Here is a 25,047-nt window from a genome sequence, read left to right on the forward strand (position 1 = left end):
CGCCTCGTCATGAAATCAAACTACAAATCAATCCATCTAAGCATTTTAGCCCTTAAGTGTTCTATAAAGAGTCACAGCACCAGGAATTCTCTTAATCTGTGCACGCATCCGACTGCTACCATTTTTGGCGACAACTTCTCCCGAACGACGTCCAACAAATTGGTTACTTGTGGGTACTAAGTTCTTCGCGGAACTAGCACTTGGAAGACTCATTTCATAGGACTCTACGCATTCTTCGCATGTCCCTTTCTCAAAACCATGGATATCTATCGCCACGAATTCAACAACGTCTTTCAAAGGGCAATTTAGCTTTCCGAACGTACTCAGAACCAGGACTATCCCATCGGCTACAAAGGAATCGATACCTTCAATTCCGAATGAAAATTCCTTTCTTGAGGAATCAGGAGATACATAGCGATACGCGCCTTGAAGAGGCTCAGAATAGCCCCAGCTTCCACCTGCCCTCATGCCTGGACTGTACAAAACCAAGCTCTTTTTTGGAATTGCACGTTTGATGCCAACCAATCGGAGGGTCAAAGTGGGGCTATCTAAGCTACTCCTAATATCGAAACGTATCTGATTAGGCTTTTCCATTATTTTATCTCCAAAGATATTCCAACAGAATAAAATAATTCCGTAATGAGGTTTATATCTCGTTTACTGACACCGTCGGCTTGGTTGTGTAGCACGATTCGATTGGCTACCAGATCTTCTGAATACATCAGCGCAATACTGCAAGTTTTCAAAAAGGTGTCAAGGGGATATTCCAATTCGCTAGACATCCACAAATTGGAAGCTACGATGCGTCGCCTAGGCATTGAAATAAAACCAGATACCCCATCATTTTTCAGCACTGCTAAGGTTGTTTGACCAAAACTGTCTTGCCTTCCAAGGTGATAACTGAAATTAGCAGCTTCTGTTAGACTGTCAACTGCCTTTACGTGCATAGTAGACTGACCAAGTTGCATATCGATTGGTTTAAACTCGATACAAGCTGTATCAATAAAAATTTCTCGAGACGGCAAAAGCTGCTGTAATAGAGATGCTGTAAGCGGGGATAGTTTACTATTGAAGCTTAAAGAACCAGAGACCGATGTCAAATATGCAAGAGAACAGGCCAATCCCTTCCTCGCACCGCTAAAGTATGTAGGGGCTAGGTTAGTAAACAGACCAACAGTCCTCGGAAATGCGTCTTGCTCCTCTGGAGTTGGAAAAAATCCAACCTGGTTGAAGTTATTGTCAGCATATAACGTTTTCATAGTGGTACCTTTTTCTGGGTTGATCGTTGAGGATTACTGTTTGACTGTCTTTTTCTCGATTGCAGGAATAACTCTCCGCCTCCCACAACCCCTTGACGAGCTTTCCGTATTCAAGATTAAATACTTGCTCATCTGATTTCTGCAAAACTTCTTTCCATGGCACTGCCCGTGCAAAAGCACGTCTCTCTGGCACATAATGCCTCGCAGTCAAGTCGCTAGTTGTCTCGAATCCTGTGATCGCAAAATGCAAAGATTGCTGCGACAATCTTGCCATATTTCGCCACGTCCCCACCGTCCGCAATCTTCCGAAAACCAAGTTCCCCCCAGAATCACAAACCGTGAGAATCTCAGACGTCCCCTCAAGTTTCTTCACAAAGTTCAATTCATCTTGAGACCAAATATCCACATCCACAGTGCGACTCACCAAATTGTCTGGCAGATACGGAAGATACTCAATTTCATACAATCGCGCAGCATTCTTCGGGGCCTTTTTCTTTGACTCTACAACCAACGTATTGTAAGCATCACGATTATAACCGGACCATAACCATGTCTTATTGAGCTTTGCGCCAAAACCCTGAAATTGGCTATCCTTATTAGTTACCTGCCCCTCGTGAACTCTTCGCAAAATAGCCGGCTTGCCCATATGCGTCATCCGCACACCAGACACGAGCATCCGCATAGCAATATTATTGTCTACCGCAGATGTAAAAGATTCATCGTACGAAAAAGACTGAAACACTTCCCTCCGTAAAAACCAAGTTGGATGGCCAGCAAACCCACCCTGGGCAAAAGCCCCCTGCAAATCCGGGAAAGGATCATCCCAGGAATAAACTTTCCCATCCTCATTATGGAAAGTGATAAACCCTCCCACACAACCGTCAAGACCACGAGTTATAGCCGCAATTGAATCCTCGAAACGATTTGGTAGAGAAATATCGTCATCATCCATTACCGCAATAAATTCACCCCGAGCTTTCCCACCACCAAAATTACGCGCGTATGAAATCCCACGCTGCTCACTCAGACCAAAATACCTAATACGAGGGTCCGAAAAACCATCGACAACCTCTTCAGTGTTATCAAGGCAGCCATCGTCGACTACAATAATTTCAAAATCCTGAACAGTTTGGCAAAGAACAGAACAAATCGCCGTCTCTAAAAGCTCAGAACGTCCAGAAGTCGCAATCACCACAGAAACTAAAGGAACACTACCAATACTATCCCCTGGCAAACCAGTAGTATTCCTCACCACAGAAAAATCATTTTCAAAAATCTGTTTGTTACGACGATAAGCACGACCAACCGCTGGGTCCTGTACAGAAACCACTTTTCCAACCGGAACATGCCAAACGTGATAGACAGGTGCAGTCAAGAAATCTGCCCAAATGGTTCGAATTCCTGTAGCTCTCAGCCGACGTGTTAGATCGTTATCCTCGTATCCGTATATCGAATACCGCAGATCATAACCTCCAATCCTTAGGAGATCATCGCGTCTGACCATGCAGATACCATCGCCCCATCTTGGATTCAGATCTGCCCACTGGTTTAAGTCAGCCGGATCATATTTGTCCGTAAAAATTAGCTCCTTAGGAGTGTTTTCACGGAGGTACCTCACATCAAATGCGATCATAGAATTTTCGTCCACCATCAACTTTTTATAGGTTGACGGGATTGTTCCATCTGGCCAAATCAAGTCTGCGTCAGAAATCAGGTAAACACTACAATCTGAATCCTTTATGCCATGGTTGATGGCATCAGATTTATCCCAAAAATCCGCCTCTACACGTATTACGCGAACGGATTCTAGGTTCACCAATTCATATGAAAGTTTGTAAGGCTTTCTACTTCCGTAATCAACGATAATGACTTCGGCATCTAATTCCCCCCGACTATTCGCTATTGAACGTATCGCGAGTTCAAGACGCCACTCTGGGCGATCTCTAAAGGGGATAATCACTCCCAAATCGTGAGCCATCTAGTATTTTCCTTCTGAACGTCGTGTGCTACAGATTATCCTACAATCCAACGTTTTCATAGTGGTACCTTTTTCTGGGTTGATCGTTGAGGATTACTGTTTGACTGTCTTTTTCTCGATTGCAGGAATAACTCTCCGCCTCCCACAACCCCTTGACGAGCTTTCCGTATTCAAGATTAAATACTTGCTCATCTGATTTCTGCAAAACTTCTTTCCATGGCACTGCCCGTGCAAAAGCACGTCTCTCTGGCACATAATGCCTCGCAGTCAAGTCGCTAGTTGTCTCGAATCCTGTGATCGCAAAATGCAAAGATTGCTGCGACAATCTTGCCATATTTCGCCACGTCCCCACCGTCCGCAATCTTCCGAAAACCAAGTTCCCCCCAGAATCACAAACCGTGAGAATCTCAGACGTCCCCTCAAGTTTCTTCACAAAGTTCAATTCATCTTGAGACCAAATATCCACATCCACAGTGCGACTCACCAAATTGTCTGGCAGATACGGAAGATACTCAATTTCATACAATCGCGCAGCATTCTTCGGGGCCTTTTTCTTTGACTCTACAACCAACGTATTGTAAGCATCACGATTATAACCGGACCATAACCATGTCTTATTGAGCTTTGCGCCAAAACCCTGAAATTGGCTATCCTTATTAGTTACCTGCCCCTCGTGAACTCTTCGCAAAATAGCCGGCTTGCCCATATGCGTCATCCGCACACCAGACACGAGCATCCGCATAGCAATATTATTGTCTACCGCAGATGTAAAAGATTCATCGTACGAAAAAGACTGAAACACTTCCCTCCGTAAAAACCAAGTTGGATGGCCAGCAAACCCACCCTGGGCAAAAGCCCCCTGCAAATCCGGGAAAGGATCATCCCAGGAATAAACTTTCCCATCCTCATTATGGAAAGTGATAAACCCTCCCACACAACCGTCAAGACCACGAGTTATAGCCGCAATTGAATCCTCGAAACGATTTGGTAGAGAAATATCGTCATCATCCATTACCGCAATAAATTCACCCCGAGCTTTCCCACCACCAAAATTACGCGCGTATGAAATCCCACGCTGCTCACTCAGACCAAAATACCTAATACGAGGGTCCGAAAAACCATCGACAACCTCTTCAGTGTTATCAAGGCAGCCATCGTCGACTACAATAATTTCAAAATCCTGAACAGTTTGGCAAAGAACAGAACAAATCGCCGTCTCTAAAAGCTCAGAACGTCCAGAAGTCGCAATCACCACAGAAACTAAAGGAACACTACCAATACTATCCCCTGGCAAACCAGTAGTATTCCTCACCACAGAAAAATCATGACGCCATACGTCCTTGTTTCTGTTTAAAGCTCGCTCATAGCTTTTCGGCTTTGAAGTCGAATGAACTGTGGGATGCCAAACATGGAAAATTTTAGCCACACTCGGGTCTGACCAGATGAACTTTGCACCTGCGAACTGAAGCCGGCGACAAAAATCCACGTCTTCCACACCGTATATACTCAGTCGCTCGTCATATCCACCGACCCTTTGCCAAAGACTTCTTGGGAAAAGTAAAATTCCATTTCCCCATGTGGAATGAAGTACTGCAACCTTGTCTAGGTCGACAAAATCGATATTTTTTTTACTGTTAAGGATTAGGGGAGTTAGTTTACGAGGTAAATCTCGTGATTGAAATGCGAGGACGCGCGCGGTAGAGGTCTCCGCTACCCGAGCTAACCCATGAGATAACGCCTTTGGGTGCCAAATTACGTCAATATCGGCACAAAGTATGAACCTACCTGAAGCTTCAGAAATCGCACGATTTAGACAAATAGGTTTGTTCCAATGATCTAGCTCCGTTCGAATGTACTTAGCTCCAAGCTCCTTTGCTACTGCTCTTAGCTCCTCGGCATTATCAGACCCCAGGTCTGAAACTATGATCTCCATATTCCCCGTAAAATCAGAGTTCAGAAGACTTTTCCCAGCTTGGTATACTCTCTCCGGATCTCGGTTTCGAATAGGGAGGACAGCAGACAACGTGAGCAATTTTCGAAAACTTTCTAAAGCAATTGTAGGTTGTACTCGTTCATCGGCGGAGCTTTAATTTTGCCAGCTCCAGAACCAACAATTAGATTACCGCTGATTAACGTTTACCGAAAGATTTAACACCTTAATTATCACAGTCTGACATTTTAGTCGGATTCGTGTATCTGATACTTATTTTCTGTGTTTCCGACTTTCAGGTGCTAGTAGTTTCTGACTCTTTCTCAATCAGTCTTTGCGCAACTCACGCACTGGTCGCATAATCCATAAATTCAAAGTCATTGTGTCACCCGATCACTATACAAATTTGTTCTCTTTGACTTCTCGTACTTGAAAAATACCTGCTCATATACGCATTTTCAAAGCTTTTTCGATCATTCGATTGACTAAATTCGGCAGTTTTCCAGAGCAGCTCACTCCCACAAATCTCCCGAACACTGTGTGATCTTTTCTAAGTTGAAAACACTCCAAGCCCGATTCCACATTATGCTTGTCTCATCACTGCAACTGCTCCTCAAAATGTTCTTCTGACCTCTACTTTGAAGAGCTCCTGGTAGATCGTTCCATTTAAGCAGTCGATTCGCGCCCATAATTCAGTTACGGATACCCCTAGCGGACTCGGGAGGAAGCCCATCGCGTGTGCGGCGAGGAGCAGGCGGTTCGGAATGCCGTGGCCGGAAACCTTGAGTGATTCCTGGTCGAGAAGCTGGGCCGGTACTTTGCTCAGCCCACGGATGTTCTCGCGGATAGCTTCTGCGAGGTTGAGGGCATCGCCGACGGGGATCATGTCACGGAGCTCAAAGCCTTTTTCTGGCGGGAGCGCCCCTGGCCATAGCAAGGCTGCGTCATTGGGCGGGGTGCTGGTGGAGGGAGCGTCGAGAAGCGAAGAGACCGTGGCAGTTAGCTGCGGGATGTCGACGAGAGAGGTGCGGCAGGCGAGGACGTCGAAAGGCGTGGTGACGAAGACCTGTCGGCCACGGGTGCGCACGATGGGCCGCGTGTCCAGGGCGTGGGCGCGGGTGAGAAGAGCCTCCTCGATCACTTGGTGAGGATCTTCAGCTCGTTGGCGGTGATGGACTTGGGGCGGGAAGTTTTCACATCGACGGAGATGTTGACGACCTCCACCACCGCACACACGTTGCCATTGTGATCGACAACCTCCTGGCGGGTGTCAAAGCTCGTGTTGCCCACGCGGACGACCTGCGTGCGCACCTCGGCCTCTTGGGTGTCGGGCATGACCGGGCGCAGGAAGTCCGCAGTGACCCGGCGAACGAAGACGGTCGGCATGTCGTAGCCGCGGGCAACGAACTCGTCCTGGGCGAACTTCACGCGCGCTTCCTGCGCAATTTCAATGTAGGAGTTGTTATTCAGGTGGCCGTAGCGGTCAAAATCGCTCCAGCGCACGGGAATCGTCGTTGTGTGGATAGGTCCTTCGGTCACGTTTTTCTCCTTCGAGGCGTTGTACCGTACGACTTTAGTGATTTTTTCGAGTTTGTCACTGGGGCGTTACGAAGTGCTTGGACTTACGAGATAAATCCCACAAAAATACGCTAGTTCGCTACGGTGCACGTAGATAGTTCATGGAGGCAAACGTAGTTATTATTCTGCTTCCTCTGCCATAATTTCGCGTGCCAAATCTAGATTTTTTCTGATAACTGTCTCAGTTTGTTTTCTGAGATAGTCGGCGCGAGTTCTCGCTATAGCCTGGTCCCAACCAGGCTGGGCTGTGAAATGAAGCTCCCTAATCAGAAACTCCACCACATCTTCTAGACACAATCTAAACCGCTTATTCCCCAGAGGAAAATGAATGTTTTGCTGTTCGAAGGCTTGTTTATATTCACCAGCAGAGGCAAGTAGAAGGCTTATCGGAACTGATTCTGAGTGGAAATGCAGATGGGAGGAAGGCTTATTCCGAGTTTCACGGTCAAATTCATACCGTAAGACTGGGCTTTGAGCTTTACCGCGTGAGTAAACCAACTTGAAGCTGCTGTTTCTTACAGCAAGATGATTACCAGTGGAATTCACTGTCAAGGCATATCGAACATGTAACTCGGCCACCGGCACGTCCACAGAAGCAACATGAAGCTGCTTCTTGACTTTAAAAGCAATGCGGTACACCTCCGGCAGGTAGGCATCCTGTTCAAAACACAGCTCTCCCAAGAGACAGCCATCGAGAATTTCGCGGATTTCATCCGTGAAGGACAAAACCTGCTCTGCGAAAATCGATGGCTCCATATCTAACCGTTGAGTACCCACTGCCAGGCATCATAGGAATGAAGCTCCTGATCCTCTTCTGCAGTGGTAGCTCCAGCAGCTTGAAGTCGGCGCAGGTAAGCTAACTCTTTTGCCGAGTATTTGTTTTCAAATTGCTCAATCTTTCTTTCAATCTCTTCGCGAGACTGTGGCCTCAAGAGTGGTGCAGACATTTCAAACGCCTCCTATCTCCAATTCGGACTTCCTGTTGAGTTGGTTCTATACACAGTCTATATCCCCACCAACCCCCAAAGGGGAAATTTTTAGAACCCACGTGCTCACAACCAGGCTTCGGAGCAGCCCGAGTTCAAAAATCCCGTTGTTTGGAAGGCTTACCCCTAGATTGGGCTGAGTGATCGTCGACAAGCAAAAAGTACGGTGACCGGTACGATAGAGCTATGGCTGTGTCGGATGTCGCGCGGCGGATTGAGTCCGCAATCAACGCTTTTGGAAACGCTCGTACGCGCAAGGCGGGGTGGGTGCCGTCGATAACAGGATTCTCCGGGTACGGGAGCGTGGACAAGGCGCACGTGCTCGGGAGGGTGCTCATGGTTCACCCCGACGAGGACGACGACGATCCGACATTCATCCCCCCGAGCACGCATACGCCCCTGGGGTTCATCGAGGAGATGGAGCACAGAGCTCGGCACGCTTCCGCGGAGGCGAAGCGCGGTTTTAGACAGTTCTTTACAGTGCAGGTCGGCGACCTCCCTGTTCGTGTGACGTGCGGCAAGCAGACGGTGGAAACCTTCACCAACCCCAACGGCTACATCGACATCCGTGTGTTCAACCACGGGCTGGAGCCCGGCTGGCACGAGGTGACCATCGAAGCCGAGGGCGCGAAAACGGTGACGGGTAGGGTGCTCATCGTCTCCCCCGAGGCGCGCGTGGGACTTGTTTCCGACATCGATGACACCATCATGGTGACCAAACTCCCCAGGGCGCTGCAGGCGGCGTGGATCTCCTGGGTGCGCCACACCAACACGCGCAAGCCTGTGCCCGGGATGGGTGCCTTCTACGAGCACGTGCTCGCCGGGCACCCCGGCGCGCCAGTGTTCTACCTCTCTACCGGCGCCTGGAACACCTACGAGATGCTGGAAAACTTCCTCACGCTGCACAAGCTTCCAGTGGGACCGATGCTGCTGACGGACTGGGGGCCGACGCCCACCGGCCTGTTCCGTTCCGGGCAGGAACACAAGAAGGTGCAGTTGCGGAACCTGTTTTTGGAATTTCCGGAGATCAACTGGGTGCTTGTGGGCGATGACGGGCAGCACGACCCGCTCATTTACGGCGAGGCGTCGAGCGACCACCCGGACCGGATCGCCGGCGTGGCGATCAGGGAGCTCACCCCGGGTGAGCACCTCGCCTCCCACGGCTCGTTGACCACGATGATGCAGCCAGACCCCTCACGGCCGAAGAGCATTCCCGTGATCTCTGGCGGGGATGGGTACGCGCTCATCGAAGAGTACGACAAGAAGCCGTTTGTGTAGGTTCCTGGTGGGGATTGCGTTGGGGTTTTGTGGGTTTTTGGGACTTTCGTACAATGCCCTTTGAACCGAAGTCCATTTCGAACAGAACTTAGGATTAGAAATGTTCCTTATCTATCTCCGTACATGGCAATGTCTAGGCGACAAGTAGCCCTTCTGAGGGCATTAGCTACTTGGCCAATTTGCACCTTAACCCCCAAATTCCACACCATTCCTGTGCCTTAGGAAAAGCAAGTTTCTACCCCAGTCAACCGTCCCATTAATATTATCCACCGTCCATCACGCGGTACCCACATGGGGCTAGGGAGGAAACCAAGGGAATGGGCAGCTATGATGACGCAGTTGGGGATGCCGAGGCCGGAGATAGTGAGCGATTGTCGGCTGATAAGACTCGCGGGAACCTTGGTCGCCCGCAGACCTGGTCGGGGATTTCCTCAGCAAGCGCTACCGCATCCTCCATGCTCACCATATCCAACGGCTCGAATCCGGTCTCGGGAAGGAAGAAGCACACCGGGCTACAGCCACGCTCCTTCGTCACCTACATGTGGGAGCTCGTCGTCGCGTGTCGAATATCCACTCCGTTGCCACTCAGCGTCGAGAAGCGTAGAAACCCGTGCGGTGCGCTGCGGAACATTGGCGGGGGCGGTGCGGCAGGCGAGGACGTCGAAAGGCGTGGTGACGAAGACCTGGCGGCCACGGGTGCGTACGAGCGCACCAGAGGAGAGAACACGAGCGCGAGTGAGAAGAGCCTCCTCGATCATTTGGTGAGGATTTTCAGCTCGTGCGCGGTGATCGCCTTGGGGCGGGAGGTCTCGACGTCGACGGAGATGTTGACTACTTCGATGACGGCGCAGACGTGGCCGGAGTGGTCGAGGACCTCCTGGCGGGTGTCAAAGCTCGTGTTGCCCACGCGCACCACCTGCGTGCGTACCTCCGCCTCCTGGGTGTCGGGCATGATGGGGCGCATAAAATCGGCGCCGATCCGTCGTACGAAGACGGTGGGCATGTCGTAGCTGCGGGCAACGAACTGGTCCTGGGCGAACTTCACGCGGGCTTCTTGCGCGATCTCAATGTAGGAGTTGTTGTTGAGGTGCCCGTAGCGGTCAAAATCGCTCCAGCGGATGGGGATCCGGGTGGAATGGATTGGCCTTCAGTCATGTGCTCACCTTCCTTGTGGCATGGGCTGGGTTTTTCGGTTCAATTGACTTGAGTGTCTTCCTTGATTATCCCGTAGAGGATAGGAAGATGGAGTTTGATGAAAAAGTTTTAGAAGCACACCCCCGAACAGATTGTGATCTAGTTGGAGCGTGCCACCAAGTTGAAAGATGCTGGCAGCACCAATGCTGAAGTTGCCCGTGATTTGCAGATTAGTGAGGCCACGCTGGCGCGGTGGTATAGAACTTATGGTCAGCTTGATCGTCGTCAAGCCCGGGAGCTGAAAGCACTGCGGGAGGAAAACGATAAGCTCAAGCGCCTACTCGGTCAATCCGAATTGGAAAAGGCTGCGCTCAAGGAGTTGGCTGAGGGAAACTTCTGACCCCCACCAGGCGGTATGAAGCGGTGCAGTATCTGATTGATACCATGGGATGCTCGCAACGTAGTGCCTGCGCGATAGTGGGGGTTTCCAGAAGTGCTTTTAACCACTCCCGTAAACAAACCAGTAATCCACAAGCGACTGATAAGTATGCCGATCTACGGGCCTGGTTGGTGTGTTGGGCTGCCTCCCACCCGAGATGGGGGTATCGTCGTACCTGGGTCAAAGCCCGCGAAGAGGGTTTTGATGTTGGTCGGGATGTTATCCGGCGCTTGTGGCGTCAGGAGGGGCTACGCGTGATGCCACGTAAACGTAAAAAGCGTAGGACACTACCCGAACCAACACCCCAGGGTGCAGCGCGCGCAGTGTCCTGATGATGTGTGGGCGCTGGATTTCCCAATTCGATTCCGACTACCGGGGTAAAGCGTTTAAGGTGTGCAACATTATTGACGAGTACACCCGGGAACACATCGGGTTCATCCTTGAACGCAGTATCGACGCGGTGAAAGTCACCGAATTGCTGGATGTCGTTGCCTGCAAGCATGGAACACGCCCGAGGGTACTACGCATGGATAACGGATCTTGAGTTTATCTCGTCTGTACTGGCAGAATGGGCTGGTGAGGATGCGACGATTCAGGCGTTTATTCCTCCAGGCCAGCCGTGGCATAACGGGTTTGTGGAATCGTTACACAACCGGATGCGGGATGAGTTGTTCGAGCAGGAATGCTTCGACGGTCTCCCCCATGCGAGGCATTGCCTGCAACTGTGGTCGAACCGGTATAAAACATACCATCCTCATTCGGCGTTAGGATTTGTATCGCCGCAGGAGTACCGGAAACACTATTCACCGGAAGCCGCTTAAGCAGACTGGCACGAAAAACCAGACCACCCCAGTGGATGGCTGAGACTACTGGGCTCGTGAAAGTTTGTTCGGTTGTGCAGTTAGAGGTCATGTCCTCCCACTCGGGTAGCCTTTTTACTCGAATGCAATAACTGGTCGTATCGCTGCATTATGAGAGGCGATGCGGCCACAACGAAAGAGAAGTCATGGATCACAACTACTCGTCCATCGAGGTCTGTGTTGGTGGACAGGCATTGGGTCTTGAAATGGCCGGCTTTAGGCATGAACTTCTTATCGAGTTGGAGTCGTGGGGCACCAACACTCTGCGTCACAACCGCCCTGAATGGAGCTGACTTGAATGAGTGGGAGCCGACCCCTGAGCTTTACGGCATTGACTTGTTCGCTGGTGGTGTCCCCTGCCCACCGTTTAGCGTTGCGGGTAAGCAGTTAGGCAAAGAAGACGAGCGCGATCTTTTCACTAGAGCTGTTGATTTGATTGAAGAGATCAAGCCTCGTGGAGTCATGCTTGAAAACGTCCGTGGACTGCTCGATCCGAAGTTCGAGGACTACCGCAACGAAATTTTGGCGCGGCTAACTGACGCGGGATACGAGGGGGAGTGGCGTTTGCTTCACGCCGCAGACTATGGGGTTCCACAGCTGCGTCCGCGTGCCATCCTTGTAGCTTTGAATCCTGAGGACAAGGCGAACTTCACGTGGCCCGAGAAGCACCCAGAATAAGCGGTGACCGTGGGAGAGACCGTTGTGGATCTCATGGGCGCAAACGGCTGGGAAGGTGCTGCAGCCTGGGCCAAGACTGCGAATCGCACTGCTCCAACCCTCGTGGGCGGATCGAAGAAGCACGGTGGTCCGGACTTGGGACCTACTCGTGCACGCAAAGCCTGGCTGGAGATGAACGTTATCGGCACCACCATCGCAGATGAAGCTCCAGAAAAGGGCTTCGTTGGTCAGCCTCGCATGAACCCGAAGATGCTCGCCCGTATTCAAGGTTTCCCTGACTCGTGGGAGATCACGGGCCGCAAGACGAATGCCTGCCGTCAGATTGGCAATGCTTTTCCGCCTCCCGTGGCAAAGGCTGTCGGTACGCAGATTCGTTTGGCCTTTGAGACTACGGATTTTCACTACGATGGTAATCAAAGTGGCCGATAGTCGGCCCTAGCGACTTGGATTGGTATTGCATGGGTAGGAAAATATGGATTGCCAGGGCACTAGCTTTTGCTATTGAAGTCGGACCTTGGATATTTCCAATGCTGGGGAGCATTTTTCTTTCTAAGGCTGTAAGCGCTCCTGGCGGAATTGGCCAATTCTTATCGAACTGGAATACATGGGCAGCTTTATTTTTGATTCTTTTAGGAACCGTACCATTGGCAATTAAAGTGTCGAATCAAGCTAAAGAGTCAATTTTCGAGATTCGAGCTCGTGAACGGGAGACGGAGACGCTGAAATTAGCAGCGGAGTTGATTTCTAAAATTCCTGTTGACAGTTCTCTTAGTCGCATAAAGCGAGAAGAGCGAGCTATCGAAACTAGGGCGGAAATTATTCAACGTCTTGGGGAACAAATTTATGATGACATCGAAAGCCTTCGAGTGATCTATTTTGAATTAGACGTGTCGAGTGACCCGCAGTTTTTCACGCCAGTAGATACCTTTGGCTGCGAACATAGACCCGCGAAAACACATAATGAGGATGACCCACGGTTCCATGACTTTATGAAGCTAATAAATTCATCTCAAGAGACTAGTTCCGAATCCCACATCAAGGAAAGAAACTATAAGAGTTTTGTTTCGGCCTGTGTGACGGGGTCTGGTGGGGAGGTTGGATACGGGTTACTCACAATGGATACAGCTAGTGAATTTCCATTTAGTGAAGATGATGAGCAGAATCTATTGCTTGCAGCCAAGTTGATAGGTCAATTTTTGGATGCAGCTTTACGTGGAAAACATGTAAACTAAAAGAAAAGGCGAAATGAAAGGTACATCCATGGCAAACAAACTTGTGGACAGGAGTTTTCCCGTAGACCCTGAAATTGCCAAGGCGCGCCGAGATAACCTCGCAAACTCGACACGGCTTTTCAAGAAGAAGCAGAGGGGTCGCCAGTCTAGCATGCTCCGTCGCGTTCTCGCTGATGCGGGATACAAATCTATCTAGATTCAACTGATTTTAAGTAGTCAAGGACCGCCTGCTGCACGAGGGGCCACCGAGCCGATACTCATCAAAGGCTCGGTCGAGTTGGGTTCGGGAACGCTGACCGGCTCGAATCCACGACAGCATTTCCAGGCGGTCGGTTTTCTTCAATGACTTGACCTGCTCGACTACCGCCTGCGGATCAGCAGCAGAGCCCGTGTCAGCTTTGGCTGACTCGTTGCACACTCGGCACTCCGTTTGCAGGTTATCGAGCGTGGCAGCTCCGCCGTGTGAGTTCGCTTTGATGTGGCCGGCGGTAAGCACGACAATCGAGCCGTCATCGTATTTCTCGCCTGCGGCACGCCCGCAGAGCACGCACCGTCCACCGTCACGTTCAAAGACCTGTCGGCGCACTTTCGCGGAGATGGTGTCCCGCTTGGGACGCGGACCGTCACCAGGCCACCATCCGTACTTCTCAAGAATGCAGTCCTCGCCCAGGCTAGGTTCTTCCTTGGTGGATAGGTACTCCCACCCGTAGTCACGAAGCTCACGTTGGCGGCGCTGGGCATGCTCGTTGGAGATGCCGAGAGTCTCACGAAGTTGACGAGTGGTGAACCGTCCGCCGATTTCGACATTCCAGCGCAACCACGAGACCATGCGTGCCACAACTCCGGTTAATCCGCGTTGCGTGAACTCCCACCACAGCTCACCGTCCGGTGTAAAAGCCTCAACAGGGTACTCGTGTTTGTTAGGAGCAAAGTCGAAATTACTCATGGAAAAGAAGTTACCCGGATCAGCACTTGTATTGAACGTTTTGGCTATTGCCTATTTTGCTTTGATGATTTTATTTAGGTATTCGATGTTTACTTGATCCAGCTCAGAGCGTTCAGAACCATTCACAGTCATTATGAGTAGCGAAACATGGGAAAGCTGTTTTCCGATCCGCTGAAGGGCCTGGACGGTCTCGTTGCGTTCAAATGCTTTATGCCAGAAGTGCCCACTCTCAATAGACAGTGTTTCGGCAATGGCATCAATATATAAGCGGTCGGACGGAACAGTTGATACACCACACAAATGGACTTGACCTAAACAAGGGCCGCAAAATACTCGTCAGGGCTCCCCTTTCGCCTTGAGATCCGCACATAAAGCACGTGCGGTCTTGCGCGGTGAAGACGTTTCTATTCAGGAAACTATCGTTGAAGTGGCGCTCACAACACCATTGAGCTTTTACTTGCTGTTTTCCTTGCATGGATTGTCCCCCAAAAAGTGTTCCATAGTGTAGAGATGATGCAACATCGATAGCTTCTTTACATATCCAAGCCCCGGGAAGTGTTGCTGATGGAAAAGACGTTTAAACTCTCCGACTGCGGGAGTTAGTTCAACGCTCGTACGAGGCTGTTTAACCGCAGTGACGAGCTTCTTGTCCGCCTCGAGGAATTTGTTGCCTGGATCGTCCGGCGAATCATTTGTATCTGAGACGAAGTGTCTGCAACGCATTCGATTGAGATCCTTTTTGTCAATGTATGTGAGGTGAATCGCTACCGCCCTCGCAGGTCCTCCTGTTTCAGAATAGGAATCCCCGATCGTGAGAAAATCGCCGAATCCCTGGTAGTCCTGATAGACGTACGTAAGATGATTTTCTGAGAAAAAATCATCTTCCGGGTATTCGCTATTCCTATCAGCAGACCTAAATCCGTCGAGGACCCGTACAAAATCGTCGTTCTTTTCTTGCCGTAGCTGCTTGCAGCGTAACGCGTACACGTCCAACCCAGTTCCGACAAACACATGGGTGATCTTGTCAAAACGGCTCAGTACCTGCACCTCCTCATCTAGTCGGGCAGTTCCATCGTGGATCAGGGTAATATCATCGCCTTCGATTCTCGAAGCGATCGGAAGCCACTGCTCAGCACGATGATCAGCGGTAACGAGAACGGCTGGAACGATGAATCTCTTCACCAGGTCCTGGTCTTCCTCAGTGATATCCTCGGGCGCCAGGTCGCTCAATTTGAGGGCTTGCCCACTCAGCTGCCCCAAGCGAGGATTGAGCACAACATGACACCTTTGCCCATTCTTGGACAGCTCAAGAAGAGTCTTTTGCAAGGTATTGAGATTTTCTCTCACCGGTTCCACAATCGGCTGAAAACTCCCTGCGGGAACAGCGCTATCGCGGGAAGAAAATTCACGAAGCGCCAGAAGCTCGAATTGTTTACCTCTAAAGTACGGAAAATACACCTATCCCCCTTGACTTTTACATTATTGATCTTAGGGTAGCAAAATAATTGTTTTCCTGCTTCTTGTTGAAGTGTGCAGCCAGGTACGCTGCACGCAACGCGGAGGGTAGCTCTCTTACTTCCTCAGCACGTTGGGTGGAGCTTTTTCTAGACGCTATAAGAGTGGTTCGAACAGTGTCGCTTAATTCGGCAATATCTGCTCGCACGAAGCACTCTCGTGCGTACGTCCTCTGCAACGTGTTGGGCAGATCAGGAAACGAACCGTCTAAAGCGGTGACAACCTGCCGAGCCTCTGTGATGCGTAAACAGTTGCACAAAACCTCAGGGCAGTTGGAATTAAGGAGATCCTCTGCGGGTTTTTCCGTGCGAAGCGTGAACTTGTCAGTGAGAGAGATAACTCCACACCAGGGGGGAACATTGCGGATCGCCGATTTCACACGAGCTTCAGAAACAACCACGTAGCATTGCCGGAAGAACCGGGCGTAGTCACTCAACTGCGTGTGCAATCGTGCGAACGAATCACGGTCCGACTTTATCTCATAGGCAGTGAGAGTACTATCAGCGACCCCGATGTCCACCCGTGAATTTCGCACCCGAAATTCATTTAGCAGCGCCGAGGTTGTCAGCTTGTTCTTCCCCACTACGAGCTTTTGTACGATTGCGGAGCGAAACACATAATCATTGCGGTTGCCTGGCTTGGCCAGCACCTTGAATGCCTCGTCTAGCTTGTTCAGACCTGCTTCTTCCAAGAGTTCCCTGAACAAAGCAGGTTCTTTACCCATCGCGAAGGTGCGAGTCATGGACGGGGAAAACAAGGTTGCCAGATCACCTTCAGAACTCATAGCACGCCTCCTTGCACACCGTGTCTGGCATTTCAGTGTATTCCATTCGGTTGATCCCCTGGCGATGACCAGCCTGCACTTTCCACCTCTCCCATCGCCCCGCCGGGCTACGATGAACCTATGGCATTGGCGGATATCGCGCGCCGTGTGGAGGCGCTGACAAATAAGATCGGGACGGCTCGCTCCACCCGCGCCGGTTGGCGCCCGGCGATCACCGGCTTCTCCGGGTACGGCTCTAGGCACAAGGCGCACATCCTGGGCAGGGTTCTCATGGAGGATCCGACGCTTGACGCGGACTACTCCCCCATCATTCCTCCTGGGGCCCACACTGCGCTCGGGCTTGTCGACGACTTTTTTGAATCGGCCCACCGCGCCTCCAAGGAGGCCCAGCGGGGGTTCCGCCAATTCTTCACCATCCAGGTGGGAGACCTCCCCGTGAGCGTCACCTGCGGGAATAAGACGGTCACTACGCGCACGAATCCCAACGGCTACATCGACGTCACCGTGTTCGACCACGGCCTCGAGCCCGGCTGGCACGAGGTGAGAATCGAGGCGGAGAACGCAAAACCGGTGACAGGACGCGTCCTCATCATCTCCGATGAGACCGAGGTGGGGCTCATCTCCGATATCGATGACACGATCATGGTGACCAACCTCCCCCGCAGCCTCCAGGCCGCCTACGTGTCCTGGGTGCAGTACACCAACGCCCGCAAGCCCGTGCCCGGCATGGGGGATTTCTACCAGCATGTGCTGGGGAATCACCCGCACGCGCCGGTGTTCTACCTCTCCACCGGGGCGTGGAACACCTATGAGATGCTGGAAACCTTCCTCACCCTGCACAAGCTTCCCGTGGGGCCGATGCTCCTCACCGATTGGGGCCCCACTCCCACGGGACTCTTCCGCTCCGGCCAGGAGCACAAGAAGGTGCAGCTACGCAACCTCATGCTGGAGTTTCCCCAGATCCGCTGGATCCTCGTAGGCGATGATGGCCAGCATGATCCGCTTATCTACGGCGAGGCGATGGTGGATCATCCCGAGCGCGTTGCGGGCGTGGCTATCCGCGAGCTTTCCCGGCGCGAGCACGTTCTCTCCCACGGCTCTTTGAGCTCCATGGTTCAGCGGGACCTCTCTTTGCCTCAAGACATTCCCACCATCACGGCCCAAGATGGCTACACGCTCATCCAGGAATACCAAAGGACCCCTTTTGTATAATTCCCTGTATGGATTTGGGAAACCCGCACATGCAGGATATGTCCGCCACCATTTATCAACAGCTTGGTGAGGACTACTTCCACCGCCTTGCCGCTTTCTTTTACGAGGGCGTACGAGAGGACGACGTGCTATTGCCCATGTACCCAACGGATGATTTGGAGGGTGCGCGCAACCGGCTTGCGTGGTTTTTGATCCAGTACTTCGGTGGCCCGATGCTCTACCGCCAGAACCGTGGCGCGCCCATGCTGCGCCGGCGCCACATGCCCTTTGCCGTTGATCAGGAGGCGATGGAGCACTGGCTTAGTAATATGCGCCACGCTTTGGATAAAGCGGAGACCCCGGAGTCCGTACGCCCGCAGATGGAGGCTTACTTCACCCGCGCCGCAGCGGCGATGCTGAACACCTAGATATTTGTGAATCCTCCGAGTCTCGCGCACGGTACACAGCAAGAAGTGGCGATTCATCAAGGATGTCCCGTGCCAGAAACTGCTTTGCCGAGGGATCATAATCTCCCTTGCAACCGCACATAAAAAACAGCAGGTCAAAGGCTTACGCGAGGATTTGCAGCCCCTCGGGAAGGAAAACGACGAAGGAGAAAGGGGCTCGGGCGAGGGACGTGGGGGCTGGGGCGTAGCGTCGACAAGCGAAAGGACCTTTACAATGGGGAGCGTGACTGAGCCCGATAACCGTTCCCGCCTCGCGCGCGCCGTGTTCCCCACGGGGAGCGAACCCGACCCGCGCTTCACGCTCGCCAACGAGCGCACGTTTCTTGCGTGGACGCGCACGTCGTTGGCGTTTCTTGCCGGCGGGGTGGCCATCGAGGCGTTCCCCATCGCGGGACTCGGGCCGACGGTGCGCATGTGGTTGGCGGTGTTCGTCACGGCGGTCGGCATGTTCATCGCCGGGGGCGCGGCGTTTCGTTGGGTACGCGTGGAGCGCGCCATGCGCAATGAGCGCCCGCTACCGATGCCCGCCATCGTCCCGCTTTTGTCCGCTGCAGCGTTTGTTGCCTGCGCCGTCGTGATCGTGTTGTTCCTGCGATGAGTACGCTTCCTACACACGACGACCCGGGACTTCAGCCGGAACGAACCACGCTGTCCTGGTCACGTACCGTTTTGGCTACGTGCGTGTGCTCAGCCACGCTGGTGAAGTTCGTAGAGACCTTCAGCCCCGCTGTCTTCATCGCGGTTTTTGTGCTGCTCTTAGGAGCGGTCGCGATCCTGGTCACGCAGCGGCACCGCTACGCCGTGAAGGTGGAGGGCATCAACGATGATTCCGTCGAGCCCAACGCCATTGGCGTGTTGAGCTTGACGATCCTCGTCCTGTGCTTTGGGGCGATTACGATCACGCTGATGCTGGCGGCAAATCCTGGATGAGCCAGGCGTAGGTCTCGTACAGATCCAGATCTTCCTCCTCTTCTGTGGGAATTGCGCCAGCATCGCGGAGGCGCCGGTAACCATCGAAAGTCATCGGCTTAATCTTTTCTTCTAGGTCGGTCATCCTCCGGCGAGTCTCATCTGTCGAAAGCGTCTCAAGAACTGGGCCGGTCATACGTCAGCGCCTCTTTCCCCGCCCATCCTATCGTGCGCACACCACACGCCGTCCCACAATATTTTGCGCATATCTTCTAGGTGAAACCCGCTATCCCTCAAAAAGTAGCTCACCCCATACTTCCGCAGGTAGAAACCTTGCCCCCGGTTTCACCACGGTTTGCGCGAGGCTCCTCCAGCGTTTGCGCGAGGTTTCACCACAATTTCCTCATCAGATATAATTTTGAAGGAATGGGTTTTTCGGGTCCAGGCACGAAAAACGGGATGCACTCCGCGCTAGCGGCGTGCACCCCGTCGTCGACAAGCTACTTAGCGGGTGAGCTTGCGGTGAACGGCGGTGGGGCGGGCGGCGTCGGGGCCGAGGCGCTCAACCTTGTTCTTCTCGTAGTCCTCGAAGTTACCCTCGAACCAGAACCACTTGCCCTCCTCGAAGTTGCCCTCCCAGGCGAGGATGTGGGTACAGGTGCGGTCGAGGAACCAGCGGTCGTGGGAGATGACCACGGCGCAGCCCGGGAACTTGGTGAGGGCGTTTTCCAGGCTGGACAGGGTCTCGACGTCGAGGTCGTTGGTCGGCTCGTCGAGGAGGATGAGGTTGCCGCCCTTCTTCAGCGTCAGCGCGAGGTTGAGGCGGTTGCGCTCACCACCGGAGAGGACGCCGGCAGGCTTCTGCTGGTCCGGGCCCTTGAAACCGAAGGCGGAAATGTAGGCGCGGGACGGCATCTCGTTCTGGCCGACGTGGATGTAGTCGAGGCCGTCGGACACAACCTCCCACACCGTCTTCTCCGGGTCGATGTTCTCACGGTTCTGGTCGACGTAGCTGAGCTTCACCGTCTGACCAACCTTGACCTCACCGGAATCCGGCTCCTCCAAGCCGACGATCGTCTTGAACAGGGTGGTCTTGCCCACGCCGTTCGGGCCGATAACACCGACGATGCCGTTACGCGGCAGGGTGAAGGAGAGGTCCTTGATGAGCGTGCGACCGTCGAAGCCCTTGTACAGGTTCTTGACCTCCACAACCTGGTTGCCCAGACGTGGCGGGGTCGGGATCTGGATTTCCTCGAAGTCGAGCTTCTTGTACTTCTCGGCCTCGGCCGCCATTTCCTCGTAGCGCTCCAGACGAGCCTTGTTCTTGGCCTGGCGGGCCTTCGCACCGGAGCGCACCCACTTCAACTCGTCCTTCAGGCGCTTCTGCAGCTTGGCGTCCTTCTTGCCGGCGACCTCAAGGCGCTCAGCCTTGGTCTCCAGGTAGGTGGAGTAGTTGCCCTTGTAGGGGTACAGCTGGCCGCGGTCAACCTCACAGATCCACTCGGCGACGTGGTCAAGGAAGTAGCGGTCGTGGGTGACGGCGAGGACGGCGCCCGGGTACTTCTGCAGGTGCTGCTCCAACCAGAGAACGCTCTCGGCGTCGAGGTGGTTGGTGGGCTCGTCGAGAAGCAGAAGATCCGGCTCGGAGAGCAGGAGCTTGGCAAGTGCCACGCGGCGGCGCTCACCACCGGAAAGGTTGGTGACAGGGGCGTCGCCGGGCGGACAGCGCAGCGCATCCATAGCCTGGTCGATCTTGGAATCGATCTCCCACGCGTCGGCCGCATCCAGCTCCGTCTGCAGCGTGCCCATTTCCTCCATGAGCTCGTCGGTGTAATTCGTCGCCATTTCCTCGGCGATCTTCTCGTAGCGCTGCAGCTTTTCATAAATCTCGCCGAGGCCCTCTTCTACGTTTCCGCGGACGGTCTTCTCCTCGTTGAGCGGCGGCTCCTGCAGAAGGATGCCGACGGTGGCACCCGGATCGAGGAAGGCCTCGCCGTTGGACGGGTGGTCCAGGCCGGCCATAATCTTCAAGATGGAGGACTTACCCGCACCGTTGGGGCCGACCACACCGATCTTCGCCCCGGGGTAAAACGCCATGGTGACGTTGTCCAAGATCACCTTGTCGCCGTGCGCCTTCCGCACGTTCTTCATCGTGTAAATAAATTCACCCACTGGGTTCAACGCCTTTCTTGTCTAACCCTCGTAATTCCTCCGCTAAGGCTACCGTATTCTGCGGTTCGGTTCGACTTCGTTTTAGTCGTCGTCGAACTCCCCTGCCTTCGCCTTGGCGGCGAGCTCCTCCTCGGTGGCGGCCTCCCACACTTCCTTGGCCGCGCTCACGTTGAGCGCGATGATGACCACGCCGAGAATAATGTCGGGCCAGCCGGACGCCGTCCAGTACGTCACAAACCCGCAGGCGATGATGAGAAGGTTCACGATTACATCGTTGCGGGCGATGAGGAACGCACCGCGCGTCATGGAACCACCGTGGTGGCGCACACGCATGAGGATGAGGGAGCAGGCAAGGTTCACCACTGCTGCCCCGCCTGCCGTAGCGGCGAGCGCCCACGGATCCGGTACCACTGGATTCAACGCCTTTAGGATGGCTTGTATTCCCGCTACCAGCGCGGGAAGGCAGATGATGAACGTCATAATCTTGCCCACAAGCGCCCTGCGCTTCAGTGACCACCCAAGCGCGATGACGATGAGGGTGTTAACAAACGCGTCCTCAAGGAAGTCAACGGAGTCCGCGATGAGGGACACCGATGAAATGGCAATCGCCACGCCGAACTCCACGAAGAAGTACGCGAAGTTCAGCGCGGCGACAATGATCAGGGTTTTCTTCAACGTCTCGGTAGGCATGGTGGTCTATTCTACCCACCGAGGTTCAGCTACGCGGCGTTGCTGGAGGGGTTCACCCGCGCACGCTCCCGATTGACTTGTGGTTGCTGGCCTTGCTGCGTTTGCTTCTGACGTTGCTGTTGCTGGTGCTGTTCCACCAGTTTTTTCAGCCGCTTTTGCGCTGTCTCCTCAGCGAGATCCATCATTTCTCCCCGAGAAATGAATGCCTCACGCAGCAGATCGGGACCCACGTGGTAGGCCCGGCAGCGGATGATGGAGCGCCTGACGGTCTTGTCCCCATCAACCTTCTCCTCCCACGAGGATGTGACGATCTTGCCACTGATGACCACAGGTGAACCGATGTTGAGCGTCGAGTTGACGTTCTTGGCCAGCTCACCCCAGCACTCCACGCCGATGTAAAGCACATCGGCGGAGTCATAGATGGGCCGATTGTCTTCGTCGGTTTGTCCCGTCGGGATCTTCTTGTCGCACGCGACGCGGAAGGTGCAGACCTGTGTTGCGGACATACCTTTATTTGCTGGAATATCCTTCAGCTCCAGCTTGCTGCAGATGTTACCCACGAGGGTGACATTGGTGGTTGACATGGTGAATATGTGCCTTTCTGGTTGGCGGTGTGCAGTTGCACTACCAGAAAACAGGCACATGCCGACCCCCGCAACAGGGGCCGGCATGGTTATTCCGATACCTGTGGATAACGAGCGAATTCCACAGCTATTTTTTGATTTCTTTGTTGAAGTATTCCGCGTCGGGAACCTCACCGCGATGCATCTGTTCCAAGTACTCGTTGTAGGCGCGCAGGTCAGCGTCGTCATTAATGATGGCGCGCTCCTCATACTCAGCCTGTTCCTTCTTGTCCTCCGTAAACCACCGCCATAGCAGCGCACCGAAGACAATAATGAGCGGGAACTGCCCGGCAGCCCACGCAATGCCACCGCCGACGCGCTGATCCCAGAGCAAATCCGGGTTCCACGGCAGTTGCAGCGCGTTGTAAAAGTCGAAAGCCATGACATCGCCGAGTTGCATGAGGTAGATGCCGAAATACATGTGGAACGGCAGGGAGATCATGAGCCACCAGAGATTATTCATGGGCTTGTGACCATGCGGGTGCTCGTCGACGCCGATGAGCTGCCAGTAGTAGAAGGTGCCGGATAGGATGAACACCACGTTCATCCCGAGATGCCCGGCGTGCTCCCAGACGAGGTACTCGTACAGCGGGGTGACATAGAGGATGTAGTACACCACAACGAACTGCACAGTGTTGAACCCTGGGTGCATGATCACCTTCATAAGGCGGCAGTTCACGAGGGCATCAATGATGTACTCGATATCCTCGCCCTTATGCGTCTCCTTGATGAGGGTGAGCGGACCACCGAGCACCCAGAAGACGGGAACGCCCATGGAGAGGATCATGTGTCCCACCATGTGCATGGAGAAGCTGGCCGGGATGTACATGCCGATGCCGCTACACATGGTGAGCAGCAGCATCGCACAGCCGATCATGTACCACATGGTGCGCTGCCACGGCCAGTAGGAGTGCTTGCGCACGTTCCACAGGTAGATGGCGGCGAGCACGATGGCGATCGTGCCAAACATGAGGTCAAAGCGCCACATCGTCCACACATTCCAGAAAGTGGTGGGAATTTTCAGGCGATAGCCGATGAGGATATCCATGGAGTTGATATCCACGGTGCGGGGAGGCGGGGGCGGGGTGCGACCGAGGGACACTGCAAGACCCGTGATCACCGCCATGACGATTACCTCGACAACGGCGATGCGAGTAAACAGTTCGGGTTTTTCCTTGAGATACGGCATCGTTCGCTCGCGGTGGAGGTAGCCCAGCACGCCACAGACGAGGATGAGAACGGTCTTTCCCACCAGCACGAGGCCGTATCCGGAGGTGAACCAGTCCATGAAGTGGAGGCGGATGCCGGCGTTGATGAGGCCGGAGGCAGCCATAGCGATGATCGCCACGAGGGCCATCGGAGAAAACCTCTTCACGGCAAGGTCAAGCTCCGGGCCGCGCCTGCGCGCGTGGGCGACGAGAGCCATGAGCCCGCCGACCCACAGGACAAGAAAGAGCAGATGCCAGAGGTAGGAGTTCGTACCGTAGTCGTGGTTACCACCGGTAGCCGAGTGCCCCTCGAGGCCAAGCGGGACGATGGTAAGGATCGCCCCCACCAGCAAAAACGGGGTGGGCAGCCAGCGGCGGACGACCAGGCCTGCAGCTCCCGTGATGAACGCGAAGATGGCGACCCACTCGAACGCGAGGGATGTGGATACCTGGTCGATGGCGACCGGCCACATGGCGGGCTGGAGGGTTTTTGTAAGCGGTTCCCCGGAGACGTCGGAAAGGTAAAGAGGAATCATGAACGCAGCGATGAGCGCCCAAGCGAGCATCGCCCAGCTCCCCGAGCGGACGGCGATTGCCCCGTCGACGGTGAGCCGCGTGGTGGGGAGCTCCGTGCGCTCCTGCGGGTGGATGAAAAACGCCGCCAGAAGGTAGTTTCCCACGCCCAGGCACGCGAGCATGAGGCCCGCCGCGCGGAAGAAGGGGAGGCCCGCCGTGGTGGCCGGCCCTGGATCGGGAATGCCCAGTGCTGCCAGGGACTGAGCGAGGAACACGGTGGACACGATGACACCGATAATTCCCGCTACCACGACAAAGACGGTGTAGACCGGGAGTGAGCGCCGAGCTTTCATACTAGACAGGCTAACCCGTATTCTGATTTTGCGATAACTAAGGGTACGATGTTATCCACTGCCCCAGTAGCTCAGCGGATTAGAGCATCCGGTTTCTACCCGGCTGGTCGCGGGTTCGAATCCTGTCTGGGGCACACGTCTGGGGCACGCGTCTGGGGCGCAATAAATTGCACCCGGTATGCAATATCCGGCGTGAGGTCTGTGACACATCCGCAGACCTCACGCCTTTTTCTTTCCCTGCCTCGTTTCTTTCCGTTCCGTTCTCTCCGTCCTCGTTTTTCCGCCCCTGTTCTTTCCGGCCCTGTTCTTTCCGGCCCTATT

General features: G+C 53.7%; 31 protein-coding genes and 1 tRNA gene. 14 read left to right on the forward strand and 18 right to left on the reverse strand.

Annotated features, from left to right (window positions below):
• Positions 1–45 precede the first annotated feature (45 nt).
• The 8 genes from CGLUCO_RS09825 to CGLUCO_RS09860 all read right to left on the reverse strand — a co-directional run bounded on the left by CGLUCO_RS09825 (position 46) and on the right by CGLUCO_RS09860 (position 7,692).
• Entirely contained in the window at positions 46–594 is a 549-nt protein-coding gene (locus CGLUCO_RS09825) for a hypothetical protein (protein ID WP_198481482.1), read from the reverse strand.
• Positions 594–1,259, reverse strand: a complete 666-nt coding sequence (locus CGLUCO_RS09830; protein ID WP_143336917.1) for a hypothetical protein — start codon at positions 1,257–1,259, stop codon at positions 594–596. Before CGLUCO_RS09830 ends, CGLUCO_RS09825 begins: the two co-directional genes overlap by 1 nt.
• Positions 1,240–3,237, reverse strand: coding sequence for a glycosyltransferase (locus CGLUCO_RS09835; protein WP_301386949.1), 1,998 nt, complete (start codon positions 3,235–3,237; stop codon positions 1,240–1,242). The genes CGLUCO_RS09830 and CGLUCO_RS09835 overlap by 20 nt, the downstream gene beginning before the upstream one ends.
• 40 nt (positions 3,238–3,277) lie before the next feature.
• Entirely contained in the window at positions 3,278–5,269 is a 1,992-nt protein-coding gene (locus CGLUCO_RS09840) for a glycosyltransferase (RefSeq protein WP_331252980.1), read from the reverse strand.
• A gap of 511 nt (positions 5,270–5,780) precedes the next feature.
• Positions 5,781–6,308, reverse strand: coding sequence for a DUF8185 domain-containing protein (locus CGLUCO_RS09845; protein ID WP_005394401.1), 528 nt, complete (start codon positions 6,306–6,308; stop codon positions 5,781–5,783).
• Entirely contained in the window at positions 6,305–6,706 is a 402-nt protein-coding gene (locus tag CGLUCO_RS09850; RefSeq protein WP_143336840.1) for an acyl-CoA thioesterase, read from the reverse strand. The genes CGLUCO_RS09845 and CGLUCO_RS09850 overlap by 4 nt, the downstream gene beginning before the upstream one ends.
• Positions 6,707–6,865: 159 nt before the next feature.
• On the reverse strand, positions 6,866–7,501 hold the full coding sequence (locus CGLUCO_RS09855; protein ID WP_084036070.1) for a hypothetical protein: 636 nt from the start codon (positions 7,499–7,501) through the stop codon (positions 6,866–6,868).
• A 2-nt stretch (positions 7,502–7,503) separates the two neighbouring features.
• On the reverse strand, positions 7,504–7,692 hold the full coding sequence (locus CGLUCO_RS09860) for a hypothetical protein (RefSeq protein ID WP_005394392.1): 189 nt from the start codon (positions 7,690–7,692) through the stop codon (positions 7,504–7,506).
• 225 nt (positions 7,693–7,917) lie between these two features.
• Here CGLUCO_RS09860 and CGLUCO_RS09865 point away from each other — a divergent pair, with 225 nt between their 5' ends.
• On the forward strand, positions 7,918–9,009 hold the full coding sequence (locus CGLUCO_RS09865) for an App1 family protein phosphatidate phosphatase (protein ID WP_084036071.1): 1,092 nt from the start codon (positions 7,918–7,920) through the stop codon (positions 9,007–9,009).
• A gap of 512 nt (positions 9,010–9,521) precedes the next feature.
• Here CGLUCO_RS09865 and CGLUCO_RS09870 read toward each other — a convergent pair.
• Complete coding sequence (locus tag CGLUCO_RS09870; protein WP_084036072.1) at positions 9,522–9,767, reverse strand: DUF8010 domain-containing protein; 246 nt, start codon at positions 9,765–9,767, stop codon at positions 9,522–9,524.
• The gene (locus CGLUCO_RS09875; protein WP_336244996.1) at positions 9,764–10,150 is read right to left on the reverse strand and encodes an acyl-CoA thioesterase; all 387 of its coding nucleotides are present in this window, start codon (positions 10,148–10,150) and stop codon (positions 9,764–9,766) included. The genes CGLUCO_RS09870 and CGLUCO_RS09875 overlap by 4 nt, the downstream gene beginning before the upstream one ends.
• A 156-nt stretch (positions 10,151–10,306) precedes the next feature.
• Between CGLUCO_RS09875 and CGLUCO_RS09880 the strand changes: the two genes are divergently transcribed.
• From CGLUCO_RS09880 to CGLUCO_RS09905, 8 genes are all read left to right on the forward strand, one after another.
• A complete protein-coding gene (locus CGLUCO_RS09880; RefSeq protein ID WP_084036074.1) occupies positions 10,307–10,543 on the forward strand; it encodes a transposase in 237 nt (78 codons plus the stop codon).
• A 44-nt stretch (positions 10,544–10,587) separates the two neighbouring features.
• Positions 10,588–10,914, forward strand: a complete 327-nt coding sequence (locus tag CGLUCO_RS13060; RefSeq protein ID WP_363325318.1) for an IS3 family transposase — start codon at positions 10,588–10,590, stop codon at positions 10,912–10,914.
• 2 nt (positions 10,915–10,916) lie between these two features.
• Positions 10,917–11,126, forward strand: a complete 210-nt coding sequence (locus CGLUCO_RS09885) for an integrase catalytic domain-containing protein (protein WP_336244995.1) — start codon at positions 10,917–10,919, stop codon at positions 11,124–11,126.
• Positions 11,083–11,403 (forward strand): integrase core domain-containing protein, encoded by a 321-nt coding sequence (locus CGLUCO_RS13065; RefSeq protein ID WP_363325314.1) that lies wholly within the window; start codon positions 11,083–11,085, stop codon positions 11,401–11,403. The genes CGLUCO_RS09885 and CGLUCO_RS13065 overlap by 44 nt, the downstream gene beginning before the upstream one ends.
• 333 nt (positions 11,404–11,736) lie before the next feature.
• Complete coding sequence (locus CGLUCO_RS09890) at positions 11,737–12,120, forward strand: DNA cytosine methyltransferase (RefSeq protein ID WP_232621991.1); 384 nt, start codon at positions 11,737–11,739, stop codon at positions 12,118–12,120.
• A 3-nt stretch (positions 12,121–12,123) separates the two neighbouring features.
• A complete protein-coding gene (locus CGLUCO_RS09895) occupies positions 12,124–12,549 on the forward strand; it encodes a DNA cytosine methyltransferase (RefSeq protein WP_232621990.1) in 426 nt (141 codons plus the stop codon).
• A gap of 29 nt (positions 12,550–12,578) precedes the next feature.
• Positions 12,579–13,352, forward strand: a complete 774-nt coding sequence (locus CGLUCO_RS09900) for a hypothetical protein (RefSeq protein ID WP_143336845.1) — start codon at positions 12,579–12,581, stop codon at positions 13,350–13,352.
• 28 nt (positions 13,353–13,380) lie between these two features.
• Positions 13,381–13,548 carry a hypothetical protein gene (locus CGLUCO_RS09905; protein WP_159447574.1) on the forward strand — a complete coding sequence of 56 codons (168 nt, stop codon included), beginning with the start codon at positions 13,381–13,383 and terminating at the stop codon, positions 13,546–13,548.
• Positions 13,549–13,560: 12 nt separating this feature from the next.
• Here CGLUCO_RS09905 and CGLUCO_RS09910 read toward each other — a convergent pair whose 3' ends face one another.
• From CGLUCO_RS09910 to CGLUCO_RS09920, 3 genes are all read right to left on the reverse strand, one after another.
• Positions 13,561–14,298, reverse strand: coding sequence for an HNH endonuclease (locus CGLUCO_RS09910; RefSeq protein WP_084036076.1), 738 nt, complete (start codon positions 14,296–14,298; stop codon positions 13,561–13,563).
• A 453-nt stretch (positions 14,299–14,751) separates the two neighbouring features.
• The gene (locus CGLUCO_RS09915; protein WP_084036077.1) at positions 14,752–15,756 is read right to left on the reverse strand and encodes a sce7725 family protein; all 1,005 of its coding nucleotides are present in this window, start codon (positions 15,754–15,756) and stop codon (positions 14,752–14,754) included.
• Positions 15,757–15,772: 16 nt separating this feature from the next.
• Positions 15,773–16,597, reverse strand: coding sequence for a sce7726 family protein (locus CGLUCO_RS09920; RefSeq protein ID WP_143336846.1), 825 nt, complete (start codon positions 16,595–16,597; stop codon positions 15,773–15,775).
• 120 nt (positions 16,598–16,717) lie between these two features.
• On the opposite strand from CGLUCO_RS09920, the gene CGLUCO_RS09925 reads away from it, so the two are divergent.
• The 4 genes from CGLUCO_RS09925 to CGLUCO_RS09940 all read left to right on the forward strand — a co-directional run bounded on the left by CGLUCO_RS09925 (position 16,718) and on the right by CGLUCO_RS09940 (position 19,185).
• Positions 16,718–17,809, forward strand: coding sequence for an App1 family protein phosphatidate phosphatase (locus tag CGLUCO_RS09925; RefSeq protein WP_084036079.1), 1,092 nt, complete (start codon positions 16,718–16,720; stop codon positions 17,807–17,809).
• An 8-nt stretch (positions 17,810–17,817) separates the two neighbouring features.
• On the forward strand, positions 17,818–18,216 hold the full coding sequence (locus CGLUCO_RS09930; protein WP_232621989.1) for a globin domain-containing protein: 399 nt from the start codon (positions 17,818–17,820) through the stop codon (positions 18,214–18,216).
• A gap of 253 nt (positions 18,217–18,469) precedes the next feature.
• Positions 18,470–18,853, forward strand: a complete 384-nt coding sequence (locus CGLUCO_RS09935; protein WP_198481478.1) for a YidH family protein — start codon at positions 18,470–18,472, stop codon at positions 18,851–18,853.
• Positions 18,850–19,185, forward strand: a complete 336-nt coding sequence (locus tag CGLUCO_RS09940; protein ID WP_084036080.1) for a DUF202 domain-containing protein — start codon at positions 18,850–18,852, stop codon at positions 19,183–19,185. The genes CGLUCO_RS09935 and CGLUCO_RS09940 overlap by 4 nt, the downstream gene beginning before the upstream one ends.
• Here the strand turns inward: CGLUCO_RS09940 and CGLUCO_RS09945 are convergent.
• From CGLUCO_RS09945 to CGLUCO_RS09965, 5 genes are all read right to left on the reverse strand, one after another.
• Positions 19,154–19,360, reverse strand: coding sequence for a hypothetical protein (locus tag CGLUCO_RS09945; protein ID WP_084036081.1), 207 nt, complete (start codon positions 19,358–19,360; stop codon positions 19,154–19,156). The two genes, CGLUCO_RS09940 and CGLUCO_RS09945, sit on opposite strands and share 32 nt — an antisense overlap.
• Positions 19,361–19,668: 308 nt before the next feature.
• On the reverse strand, positions 19,669–21,336 hold the full coding sequence (ettA, locus tag CGLUCO_RS09950; protein WP_084036082.1) for an energy-dependent translational throttle protein EttA: 1,668 nt from the start codon (positions 21,334–21,336) through the stop codon (positions 19,669–19,671).
• Between the two features lie 81 nt (positions 21,337–21,417).
• Positions 21,418–22,026 (reverse strand): cation efflux transmembrane domain-containing protein, encoded by a 609-nt coding sequence (locus tag CGLUCO_RS09955; protein WP_005394373.1) that lies wholly within the window; start codon positions 22,024–22,026, stop codon positions 21,418–21,420.
• Positions 22,027–22,055: 29 nt separating this feature from the next.
• A complete protein-coding gene (locus CGLUCO_RS09960; protein WP_232621988.1) occupies positions 22,056–22,610 on the reverse strand; it encodes a single-stranded DNA-binding protein in 555 nt (184 codons plus the stop codon).
• A 127-nt stretch (positions 22,611–22,737) separates the two neighbouring features.
• Positions 22,738–24,726, reverse strand: coding sequence for a bifunctional copper resistance protein CopD/cytochrome c oxidase assembly protein (locus CGLUCO_RS09965; RefSeq protein ID WP_084036084.1), 1,989 nt, complete (start codon positions 24,724–24,726; stop codon positions 22,738–22,740).
• Between the two features lie 60 nt (positions 24,727–24,786).
• On the opposite strand from CGLUCO_RS09965, the gene CGLUCO_RS09970 reads away from it, so the two are divergent.
• Positions 24,787–24,860 (forward strand) — tRNA-Arg (locus tag CGLUCO_RS09970).
• Positions 24,861–25,047 lie beyond the last annotated feature (187 nt).

The organism is Corynebacterium glucuronolyticum DSM 44120, assembly GCF_030440595.1.
In the GTDB taxonomy this organism is placed as follows: Bacteria; Actinomycetota; Actinomycetes; order Mycobacteriales; family Mycobacteriaceae; genus Corynebacterium; species Corynebacterium glucuronolyticum.